We start from the raw sequence: 11,628 nt of genomic DNA, 5'->3' as shown, positions 1-11,628 counted from the left end.
TCCAATTAGTATTCCACCATCTTTGCCCACGCTTCAGCTATGTTCTCTTCTAATTGTGGCACAGAAGAGGGAATGGTGAAGGTGCGACTTTGGGGCTTTTCTTTCTTTATTCGTTTCATTTCACGTTCCGAAATCACCATTTTGTCGGTTACAAAGAAGTCGCTCCAAACATCTATCTGTTCATCTTCGTCCTCGCCACGGTAGTGTGCCATAAAGGTTTGATGCTTATGGGCTGCGTGCAAGTCAGCCAAGGTATAGTTACGAGCGTTTTGTTCTGCATAGGTTTCGCTTTCCTCAAAAGCTGTCATTCTTGCTACGATGCCATACATTTTCAGTTGGTTCAGCTCCAATTCGTGGTTGGGTTGCCCTGCAAGATTGTCTATTTCTATGGTCAGTCCTGTGTTTGTGTGTGGCTCATTGTCCAATCTGTGGTGGTTTATTTGTCCACACTTGTCAGCCCATCGGTACACGTCACCATTGTTTCGTGTAGAGTATTCCTCGCTATTGATACTTTCGACAAGTGGAATAGTTTCCAATTGAGGCATATTCATACGCACAAACGTTTCGTCACCATTGGCTTGCGGAGCTTTGCAACGACGTTCGCCAAGAAATTTTCGGTCTACAAAGGTAGAACGAGCGTGGGTTGTGGAAGAAGAAGATTGTGAAGTGTCGGCTATCGGAACATACATTTCTACCATACCATCAATAAAGTATGCAAGCATAGCATTTGTGGCTTGATAAACCCGATAGTAGCCTTTCAAGCGTACAAATTGTTGCTCCTGCCCCTGAAGGGTAAGAGCAACAAGGAGAAGCATTAGAGCAATGCTTGTCAGTCGTTTACATTTCATTTATCTGTGACGGCTTTTGCCTCTTTTGGCAGACTTGCCTTTACTTCCTGCACTTGCCTTTCCGTTCGATGCAGCGTGCGATTTTGTAGGCTTATTCTCGCCAATAGGATGCAGTTTAGACCCTTCTACATCGTCTGCCAAGGTGAAGTCTAACTGCTTGCGCTCAAGGTTGGCACGTGCCACCTTTATACGGATAGGGTCGCCCAATTGGTAAATGTGGTGACGGCGACGCCCTACAAGGCAGTAGTTTTTCTCATCAAACTCGTAGTAATCATCGTCCAAGTCGCGCATAGGTATCATACCCTCGCAGTGGTTTTCGTCTATTTCGGCATAGATACCAAAGCTCTGAATACCGCTGATATGTGCATCGTAACATTCGCCAAGGTGGTCGCCCATAAATTCTACCATCTTGTATTTTATGCTGTCACGTTCGGCATTTTGAGCCACTTGCTCCATATCCGAGCAGTGTTCGCACAACTCCTCGGTTGCGTCTTGGTTCACCGACCGACCGCCCGCTGCATATCGGGTGAGCAAACGATGCACCATTGTGTCGGGATAGCGACGAATAGGCGATGTGAAGTGTGTATAATAGTCGAATGCAAGTCCGAAGTGTCCAATGTTGTGGGTGGTGTATTTCGCCTTCATCATTGAGCGTAGGGCGATGGTCTGTATCACTTTTGCCTCTCGTTTGCCCTCTACCTCGTCCATTAAGGCGTTCAACGCACGTGCAGTAGCCCCCTTTGTGCTTGACGACTTGAGCTTATAGCCAAATTTGGCTGTGAATTGGCGCAGGTTCTCAAACTTTTGAGGGTCTGGATTGTCGTGCACACGATAAGGAAGGGTCTTGGCCTTCTTGCCCTTAGCTACCTTTCCTATGCTTTGTGCCACATAGCGATTGGCCAAAAGCATAAACTCTTCGATGAGCTTGTTGGCGTCTTTAGATCGCTTAAAGTAAGCCCGAGTAGGTTTTCCTGTTTCATCTATATCGAAGTGGAGTTCCTCCGAATCAAACTTCACGCTACCACTCTTAAATCGTTCTTTTCGAATGAGCTTGGCAAGACGGTCGAGCGTAATAATCTTATCGGCAAACTCTCCCTTGTACGTTTCGCCCTTTTTGAGTTTAGGAGCTGGTTCGCCAGTTCCGTCCACTACACCGTTGTCCTCCAAAAGTTGTTGTGCCTCTTCGTAAGCGTAGCGTCTGTTGCTCTTGATGATGGTGTGTACCACTCTGAAATTGTGTATATTAGCCTCGTCGTCAAGGTCGAAGATGGCACTATAAGCCAACTTTTCTTCGTTCGGACGCAATGAACAGATGAAGTTGCACAAACGTTCGGGCAGCATCGGAATGGTTCTGTCCACAAGATAGATAGATGTGGCACGCTTCTGCGCTTCACGGTCGATGATGTCGCCTTGCTTTACGTAGTGCGAAACATCGGCAATGTGTACACCCACTTCCCACAATCCGCTTTCCAACTTGCGCAGCGACAAGGCATCGTCAAAGTCCTTGGCATCGCGAGGGTCGATGGTGCAAGTCCAAACGTTGCGGAAGTCTTCACGTTCGGCAAAGTCTTGTGGGGTAATCTCACTACTTATCTTTTCAGCCGCTTCTTCTACAGCCTTTGGATATTTATAAGGCAAGCCGTATTGGGCAAGTATGGTATTCATTTCCACGTCGTTGTCGCCTGCCTGACCTAATACATCAACCACTTCGCCTACAAGGTTTTTGTGCTGTGCATCGGGCCATTTGGTGATTTTCACCAATGCCCTGTCGTCAGTCTTTCCACCGTGGAGAGCCTTTTTAGGAATAAGAATGTCGTGAACAAAGAGGTTTTCCTGTGTAATAAGGAAAGCTATGTCCGTTTCCACTTGCAGTCTGCCGACGAAAGTGTCTTTCTTGCGTTGCAATATTTCGATAACCATACCTTCCTTGATATGGTTTTCTCGGCGTGCTAATAGCTGTACACGCACCCTATCTCCATGGAAAGCAGCCATAGAGTTGCGTTCGGAAATAAAGATAGGTGTTCCCTCGTCAGGAAGAAACGAGTTCTTGCCATTCGATTTGCGCAGGAAAACGCCTTCTTGCACCTGTCCTTTGGTATTAAGGGTGTAAGCACTTTCGCCCACCTTTGCAAGGAAGTCATCCCAAGCCATCTCTTCCATCACGTCTATTGCCAACATCTTGGCTGGGTGAGTGGTGAGTTTTAAGGCACGAAAAATCTGTTTAAAACTGAATGTTTCGCCCGGTTGCTGTGAGAAAAATGATGTCAGCAACTCTGCCATCTGAACTTTATTGAGTCGTTTCTTACCTTTCTTTTCTTTGCCCATAACTAAATTGCACTTTGATTGTAATGACAAAGTAACGAAAAAGTTTGTATCTTTGCAAGCGTTTCACAATATTTTAATGAAAAAGATACTAATTACAGGAGCATCAGGCTTCATCGGCTCGTTTATTGTAGAACAAGCTTTGCAGTTAGGAATGGAAACTTGGGCAGCCGTAAGGGCAAGTTCGTCACGCAAATACTTGCAAGACCCACGTATTCATTTCATAGAGTTGGACTTCTCATCAGAGGCGAAACTCTGTGAACAACTTCGTCCCCACAAGTTCGATTATATTGTTCACGCAGCAGGTGCAACCAAGTGTTTGCATCGTGAAGACTTCTTCCGCAACAATACCGATGGCACTAAGAACTTTCTTAACGCTATCGTAGCATTGGCAATGCCTGTGGAAAGGTTTGTATATCTGTCAAGTTTGAGCATCTTTGGAGCTATCCACGAGCAGCAACCTTATCAAGATATAGACGAAGCAGACCAACCTCAGCCCAACACGGCATACGGCGAAAGCAAGCTAAAGGCAGAAGCATTGGTGCAGAAATCGAAACTTCCAACCATTATTCTTCGTCCTACGGGTGTTTATGGCCCACGCGAGAAAGATTATTTCTTGATGGCTAAATCCATAAAGGGACATATCGACTTTGCTGTGGGTTATCAGCAGCAAGACATCACTTTTGTTTATGTGCAAGATGTGGTGCAGGCTGTGTTCCTTGCCTTGGCACGTGGAACTTCCAAGCGTGCCTATTTTCTTTCCGACGGCAATGTGTATCAGAGCGAAACCTTTAGCAATCTCATTCACGAGGAATTGGGTAAGCCGTGGTGGATACGCATTACAGCTCCCATTTGGGTGCTGCGTGTGATAACGTGCATTGGCGATTTTATTGGCAGAACAACAGGCAATATCTCGGCATTGAACAGCGATAAGTTTCAGATACTGAAACAACGCAATTGGAGATGCAACATCGAACCTGCCCGAAAGGAATTGGGTTACAAGCCCGAATACGACTTGCAGCGAGGTGTGAAAGAAACCATTGCGTGGTATAAGGCTGAGAAATGGCTTTAAAACGATGAGAATATAAATGTTCTAAAACCGTAAAACAAATACAAAGAAACGATGATAAAATTCATAGTAGACCTTTTTAGAAAAGAAAATAAACCACTAAAAGGATTGATGGCGTTAGAGTGGGCAATGCTTGCCTACCTCGTGTTTACGCTCGTAATGGTGTTCTTTCTCTACACCAAGATGGACAATCCGCAAGCCTTAATCTTTGGTAGACTGCAAGTAGTGGCTATGACGGCTGCGCTTTGGTTGGTCTATCGCATAGCACCGTGTAGGTTTACTCGCTTTGTAAGAGTAGCCGCTCAATTGGGATTGTTGGCGTGGTGGTATCCCGATACTTACGAGTTTAACCGCCTTTTCCCCAACCTCGACCATCTTTTTGCCCAATGGGAACAAGCGTGGTTTGGGTGTCAGCCTGCACTCCACTTCTCTAAAGAGTTGCCCGATGCTGTGTTTAGCGAGCTGTTCGATATGGGTTATGCGGCTTATTATCCTATGATTGCGCTCACGGTGTTCTATTATTTCATTTATAAATACCAAGAGTTCGAACGTGTAGCCTTTATTATGTTGGCTTCATTCTTCATCTATTACATTATTTACATCTTTGTTCCCGTAACAGGACCTACCTTTTATTATAAGGCAGTGGGCTTGAAAGAGATAGCGCAAGGTGTGTTCCCTAATGTTCACGACTACTTCAATACGCATCAGGACTGCCTGCCAAGCCCAGGTTATACCGATGGTTTCTTCTATCGACTTGTTGAAGATGCGAAAGAAGCAGGCGAACGTCCAACGGCAGCTTTCCCAAGTTCGCACGTTGGTGTAAGCACCATTTGTATGTTGTTGGTGTGGCATAGTCGCAATAAGCGGTTGCTCTATTGCCTCTTACCTTTCTATTTCTTCCTCTGCTGTGCTACGGTTTATATCCAAGCCCATTACCTTGTAGATGTTTTCGGTGGCTTAGTTTCGGCAGCTATTATCTATACTGTGTTGCTTTTTGCTTCACGTAGAATGGTGCTGAAAGGCAGATATTAGAGGCTGAAGTCTTTACTTTCGTACACTATAAGTGGTGAGAACAATAGATAAGAAGAGGTTATTTGCGACCGAAGTCTGCAGGTATTTCGCCCCAAAGCTTTGTTTCCCATTTAATAATAGGTGTGGTTACAGCGTGCGAACGTAGCCACTGTTCAGCTCGTGCAATGATTTGATACAGCTTTTCAGTCTTTTCATTGCGCACTAAAGTGGTCTTGCACTTCTTCTTTTTGACCCACAAAATGGCATTGTACGAGTCGCTATAAATCACTTTATCCTTAATTCCTCGCTGCTCCATCAATGCCAATGCGTGTACAATAGCTAAAAATTCACCAATGTTGTTTGTACCCAGAACAGGTCCGAAATGAAACTCCTGCCCCCCCGTTGCAAGGTCTATGCACTGATATTCCATCGGTCCGGGGTTTCCCGAACAAGCAGCATCTACTGCCCAAGCGGAAGCGGACACTTCTGTGGGAAGTGATAAAACAGTATCATTGCGGTACGATGGAGGGTTTTCTAACATTGGCTTTTTAACCCAAATCGGTCATTAGACCAGTTTAGGTGCTTACTTTATTATTTTTGAAACTTATGAGCTGTCTTTTGCCTTATTTTGGCTTTATTTTACCTATATCTGCAGTCACATAGCCCGCTATGCTCCTTTGATATATGCAAAATAAATCTCAACATAATCGCAAAATACATTCTCATTCTAACGACCGATTTGGGTTTAATTATGAAATTAGGCTATAGGTATAAAAAATGCTCGTTGTATCCCTTCCGAGAAGGGATACAACGGGCAAATCTTACATACGTTCAGGAACTTCGATACCGAGGAGTGCCATACCATTCTTAATAATCTTAGCCACATTCTGTGCCAAGACAAGGCGTGTGGTCTTCTCTGCTTCGGTGTCAGCATTGAGAATGCTGTAGTCGTGATAGAACTGATTGAACTCCTTAGTCAATTCGTAGCAGTAGTTGGCAATGCCACTTGGGCTGTAATCGATGCCTGCCTGAGCGATAACGGCTGCATAGTCGTTGAGCTTTTGTACCAAAGCTATTTCTTTTTCGTTCAATGGCGCATCGTCAGCCAATACAGCTGGCACAGCTATGCTTTGTGCTTCTGCCTTGCGAAGAATGCTGCGAATACGAGCGTAAGTATATTGAATAAAAGGACCAGTGTTGCCATTGAAGTCGATAGACTCTTCAGGGTTGAAAAGCATATTCTTACGTGCGTCCACCTTTAAGATAAAGTATTTCAACGCACCCATTCCCACAATCCGAGCTATTTCGTTCTTCTCTTCTTCGGTGATATTGTCAAGTTTGTTCACTTTGTCTTCACTCAAGGTCTTCGCATTCTCAATCATTGAAGCCACCAAATCGTCAGCATCAACTACTGTACCCTCACGGCTCTTCATCTTACCGTTAGGCAATTCCACCATTCCGTATGAGAAGTGAACCAAGTCCTTACCCCATTTGAAGCCTAAGCGGTCGAGCAAGATAGAAAGCACCTGGAAGTGATAGTTCTGTTCGTTGCCTACAACGTAAATCATCTTATCGATAGGGAAGTCCTTAAAGCGCATATCTGCTGTACCAATGTCTTGTGTCATATACACAGATGTACCATCGCTACGGAGCAAAAGCTTTTGGTCCAAGCCCTCATTGGTAAGGTCTGCCCACACAGAGTTGTCTTCTTTGCGGATAAACAAGCCCTTTTTCAAGCCTTCCTCTACTTTCTTCTTTCCTTCAAGGTAAGTGTTGCTTTCGTAATATATCTTGTCGAAGCCCACGCCAAGTGCTTTATAGGTTTCATCAAAGCCCTCGTACACCCAGTTGTTCATCTTTTTCCAAAGCGCACGCACTTCAGGGTCGTTAGCTTCCCATTTCACCAACATCTCGTGAGCTTCCTTTATCAGCGGCGATTCCTTCTCTGCACGCTCCTTAGCAGCATCTTCTGTCATTCCCTCAGCAAGGAATTGCTCTGTCAACGCCTTGAGTTCAGCGCGATAATGCTTATCGAAAGCCACATAGAAGTCGCCAATGAGGTGGTCGCCCTTCTTGCCTGCCTTTTCAGGAGTAATGCCTTCGCCCCATTTGAGCCAAGCCAACATCGACTTACAGATATGAATACCACGGTCGTTCACAATATTGGTCTTCACCACCTTATAGCCGTTTGCCTCCATAATCTGCGATAATGACCAACCAATAAGATTGTTGCGCACGTGTCCAAGGTGCAAAGGCTTGTTGGTATTGGGCGAAGAATATTCCACCATTGCCAACGGACTGTCTGCTGTGGCACGCTTTTCGCCAAATTTCTCATCAGCGTGAATATCGTTCAACAAGCCTATCCAAGCAGCAGGAGCTATAACAAGATTGAGGAAACCCTTCACCACGTTAAAGTCTGCCACCGCTTTACAATTTGCTTTCAAGTATGTTCCTATTTCCTGCGCTGTATCTTCAGGCTTCTTGCGTGAAGTTTTGAGCAATGGGAAAGCCACGAGCGTAAGATTACCCTCGAAGTCGGTACGCGTCTTTTGCAACTGTATCATCTGTGCAGGCACCTCTGCGCCATACAATTCCTTTACGGCAGCGAGTGCTGCGGTTGTTATTTGGTCTTCTATCTTCATATCTTTTATAGTTCTGTTTTTTAGACTGCAAAGGTAATAAAATTCTTTGTAACTCACGTTCTTCTCACTCTTTTTAGATTGTACACACGTGTATATTATGTTATTCCTGCACGTCCAATTCGTTATACCTGTGTGTACACACCTACACTTTTGTAACGCTACAACTATCAATATTCAGCTAAAAGGCGTATCTTTGTGGTATGAAATACTTTCACCCTTTCACCCCCGACCAATTAAAGCAATGCGATAAAGAAGCATTGCACCACGCTCCATTCCCCAATCCTTTCTTTTACGAACCCGATACTTTGTCGCTCACGGCTGCCCAACAGTTGCAAAGCGAGCTAACGACGACCAATGAAGGAAAAATGTATGGTGTTTTGGTGGTGGAATACGAAGGGCAAATAGGTTATTTGCAAGCCTATTCAGGGCAAGTAGAGGCGTATGAGAACGACAACTTTGTGCCTGCGGTTTACGACTATCTACAACCCGATGGTTATTTCAAAACTCACGAGGCTGAAATATCGGCTTTGAACCGACAAATTACTGAAATTGAAAACACCAAATCTTATCTTGAAGCTCAAAACGCATTGAACCGTATTCAATACGACGCCCAAGAAGCTATTGCACGAAAGCAAGATGCAATGACTGTGGCTAAAATGATGCGCGACAAAAGACGTAAAGAGACTTTCATATCCGAGAACGACAAGGCGGAAATGGTGCGTGAAAGCCAATTCTTAAAAGCAGAGTTGCATCGTGTAAAACGCTATTATGCAGCACAGATAACAGCGGCAGAAAGTGTCTGCAACGATTTTAAAGGGCAGATAAACACATTGAAACGAAGTAGAAAGCAAAAGTCTGACCATCTGCAACGTTGGCTTTTCGCCCAATTCATATTCCGCAACGGCAAGAACGAGGAACGTAACCTGCTCGACATCTTCCGTGATTACTATTTCACGCTTCACCCTACTACGGCTATTACCCAACGTTTTACTCCCGAAACCCTTCTCCCACCATCGGGTACGGGCGAATGTTGCGAGCCTAAACTCCTGCAATATGCCTACACACACAATATGCGTCCCCTCTCTATGGCTATGTTCTGGTGGGGTGCATCGCCACGCACCGAAATCCGTCAGCACGCCAATTTCTATCCTGCGTGCAATGGTAAGTGCAAGCCCTTGCTGACTTGGATGCTCAAAGGGCTCAACGTTGCTCCGAACCCCTTAGAACAGCAAGCTGCACAAAGTCTTGAAATAGTGTACGAAGACAATGACTTGGCTGTTGTCAACAAGCCCTCTGGTATGTTGAGCGTACAGGGAAGAAGCCAGCGAGAGTCGGTTTATAGCATCTTAAAGCAAAGGTGGGAAAACGAGAACGAGCCCTTTATGGTGCATCGTTTGGATATGGCAACGAGTGGACTAATGGTTGTGGCACGCAATAAAGAGACCCATCAGCACCTCCAAGCCCAATTTAAAGCGCATACCATCGTTAAACGCTACACCGCCCTACTTGATGTATCTATCCTGAAGGCTAATTTACCTCGTGAGGGCAGCATCGCTCTACCCCTTACCCCTGACCCATTAGACCGTCCACGACAAAAAGTAGACTTCCAAAATGGCAAGCAAGCACTTACGCAATATCGCATCATAGGCGAAACAATATTGACAGATAGCAAGATAAAGAGAGCTGTCAAGGTGGAATTAAGTCCGAAAACAGGGCGCACACATCAGCTTCGTGTGCATTGCGCACACTGCGAGGGGCTTTCTACTCCCATCATTGGCGACACGCTCTATGGCACTGCTGCCGACAGACTTTACCTGCACGCTGCGCACTTAGCGTTTACGCACCCAAGAAGTGGTGAGCGAAAATGTTTCGATAAGGAACTTTGAGGGAGGAAAGGTTGAGAAAAGATACTTCCCATATAGAAAAACTTAACCCCAAAGTTTGATGAAACATCAGGGACTCTGGGGGGTTACAATGCAAAGATATAAATTTTTTATTATCTTTGTAGTACTTTTAAGAGAATTTTATATGAATTATTAAACCCAAATCGTTCGTTAGACTTCTCCGAGATTTGCGAGCTTATTTTGAGCTATTTTTGGTTGTTTTTGAAGACGTTTAGCGAGCTAAACAACTGAAATAACAAACACACGCCCCTTTTGTATTATTCGGAACTCGATACGTGTTGATGAGCTTGCGAATAAATCGAGCCCCTACCCGCTGAAAGGGCAGACTTAAAAAAACCTTTCTATAAGGCTTGCTTTTTTAGCTTTACCCCTTTCAACGCCTCACGTTGTGCCTCGCCAGCTTTCTTTCCTATCTCTATCATATCTGCAATGGCGTTTGGATTGAAACTTGTTACACCATAATCCTTCAAATTGGGGTTGATATACACATCTGCTTGTTTACGATTTTCGTTATAACGCACAATATCAGGGCGTTCCACTAACCATTTTATAAATCCACCCAATCCTCTAAGGAAACTCAGTGGCGCATCAAAATCATCGTGTTTGGTCTGTGTCAGGTCGACAGCAATCACAATCTCAGCCCCCATTGCTCGCACAATGTCCACAGGCAGATTGTTTATCATTCCCCCGTCTACCAAGGTCATCGAGTCGATAGATACCGACTTAAAGCCACCAGGGATAGCCATACTTGCTCGCATATTGCGTGCCAAACTATCCTCCGTGAGAATTACCTCGTTTTGTCGGCGCACATCGAAAGCCACACAACGGAAAGGAATACGCTGCAAGTGTGTGTTCCTTTGGCGATAGATAGGCGCATTTGCGACCAACGAATCCAAAAAATTATAAACATTGTCGCCACGGAGCAGTCCGAAGCCTTTAGCCTTTTTACCCACCGCTTTGGTTCTTCGTACAGGAAAGCCAAAAAGATAAGTTACGCCATCTTCCTCTCTCACAATTTTTTTGCAGTGCGTAGTGTCTCTATCCGATAATAGTGTGAGCCAATTTTGCGACCGAAACAGCGTATCGAGGTCGGCAGCCCGATAGCCCACACTGTACAGTCCGCCCACAATCGCCCCGATGCTTGTTCCTGCAATATAGTCGATATGCACCCCTGCACGCTCTATTTCGTGCAGCACGCCCACTTCGGCAGCTCCTTTCGCTCCACCTCCACCTAATACCAAACCTATTTTAGGGCGTTGCCCCCATACCGACAAGGATGCGGCGATGAAAAGTAGCGTTATAAAAGTTTTAAGTTTCATATTTCAATACTATGCTTTCTCATTCTTCTTCAGGTTCTTCACCATCTTCTATTCGCGATAGTTCGGCATCATACCCGTCGCCATAACCCTCCTCGTAACCTTCCTCGTACTCACGCTTAGCCTTGCCTTCAAAATCGTTTGTGTCATCATACAAAAAGCCCTCTGTTTCTTTGCGTGCGTCCATTTTTCCGTCAGGAAACCCTTCCTCATATCCTTCTTGAAAAGGGTCAACAACGGCTTGCACATCAGTCTTTGATGCCGAGGGGGTAATAGTCCAATTCGTTTTGTTCGGTATATGCGTTTGGGCAGTATCGCTCTATAAAGAAGGCGTGCCAACACGTGTGCTACGCTTCCTTTCACTGTTACACTGTCCTACGGCATAGGACAATAGAAAAAGTGCGTCACTAACGATGATGAGTGTCCTATCTTTGCGTTTCATTCTCTATGCAGCTTGCATAAATGTAATTGTTGCTTAGTTTGCAAATATAGCTATCTTCACTTATAGCACCAAAT

Annotated in this window: 9 protein-coding genes; 3 read left to right on the top strand and 6 right to left on the bottom strand. The window is 45.0% G+C overall.

Features of this window, described 5'->3' with window-relative positions; translation table 11 throughout:
• Positions 1-5 precede the first annotated feature (5 nt).
• Together CZ367_RS10775 and rnr are read right to left on the bottom strand one after the other, a co-directional pair.
• On the bottom strand, positions 6-848 hold the full coding sequence (locus CZ367_RS10775) for a hypothetical protein (protein ID WP_077196863.1): 843 nt from the start codon (positions 846-848) through the stop codon (positions 6-8).
• Positions 849-3,173 carry a ribonuclease R gene (gene rnr, locus CZ367_RS10770; RefSeq protein WP_077196862.1) on the bottom strand — a complete coding sequence of 775 codons (2,325 nt, stop codon included), beginning with the start codon at positions 3,171-3,173 and terminating at the stop codon, positions 849-851.
• Between the two features lie 76 nt (positions 3,174-3,249).
• Between rnr and CZ367_RS10765 the strand changes: the two genes are divergently transcribed.
• Together CZ367_RS10765 and CZ367_RS10760 are read left to right on the top strand one after the other, a co-directional pair.
• Positions 3,250-4,242, top strand: coding sequence for an NAD-dependent epimerase/dehydratase family protein (locus tag CZ367_RS10765; protein ID WP_077196861.1), 993 nt, complete (start codon positions 3,250-3,252; stop codon positions 4,240-4,242).
• 51 nt (positions 4,243-4,293) lie between these two features.
• Entirely contained in the window at positions 4,294-5,271 is a 978-nt protein-coding gene (locus CZ367_RS10760) for a phosphatase PAP2 family protein (RefSeq protein WP_077196860.1), read from the top strand.
• 58 nt (positions 5,272-5,329) lie between these two features.
• Here the strand turns inward: CZ367_RS10760 and CZ367_RS10755 are convergent, their stop codons facing one another.
• Positions 5,330-5,791 carry an RNase H family protein gene (locus tag CZ367_RS10755; protein WP_077196859.1) on the bottom strand — a complete coding sequence of 154 codons (462 nt, stop codon included), beginning with the start codon at positions 5,789-5,791 and terminating at the stop codon, positions 5,330-5,332.
• Positions 5,792-6,071: 280 nt separating this feature from the next.
• Positions 6,072-7,892 (bottom strand): arginine--tRNA ligase, encoded by a 1,821-nt coding sequence (argS, locus tag CZ367_RS10750; RefSeq protein ID WP_077196858.1) that lies wholly within the window; start codon positions 7,890-7,892, stop codon positions 6,072-6,074.
• Positions 7,893-8,092: 200 nt separating this feature from the next.
• Here argS and CZ367_RS10745 point away from each other — a divergent pair, with 200 nt between their 5' ends.
• Positions 8,093-9,778 carry a pseudouridine synthase gene (locus CZ367_RS10745; RefSeq protein ID WP_084793511.1) on the top strand — a complete coding sequence of 562 codons (1,686 nt, stop codon included), beginning with the start codon at positions 8,093-8,095 and terminating at the stop codon, positions 9,776-9,778.
• A gap of 359 nt (positions 9,779-10,137) precedes the next feature.
• Here CZ367_RS10745 and CZ367_RS10740 read toward each other — a convergent pair whose 3' ends face one another.
• Both CZ367_RS10740 and CZ367_RS10735 read right to left on the bottom strand, forming a co-directional pair.
• The gene (locus CZ367_RS10740; RefSeq protein ID WP_077196857.1) at positions 10,138-11,115 is read right to left on the bottom strand and encodes a patatin-like phospholipase family protein; all 978 of its coding nucleotides are present in this window, start codon (positions 11,113-11,115) and stop codon (positions 10,138-10,140) included.
• A 19-nt stretch (positions 11,116-11,134) separates the two neighbouring features.
• Positions 11,135-11,359: a hypothetical protein gene (locus CZ367_RS10735; protein WP_077196856.1), complete on the bottom strand. Its 225-nt coding sequence runs from the start codon at positions 11,357-11,359 to the stop codon at positions 11,135-11,137.
• Positions 11,360-11,628 lie beyond the last annotated feature (269 nt).

This window comes from Prevotella ihumii, assembly GCF_900155655.1.
Taxonomy (GTDB): Bacteria; Bacteroidota; Bacteroidia; order Bacteroidales; family Bacteroidaceae; genus Prevotella; species Prevotella ihumii.
Note: the sequence above shows the minus strand (reverse complement) of the source record. Positions and strands in the feature narration are given on the sequence as shown.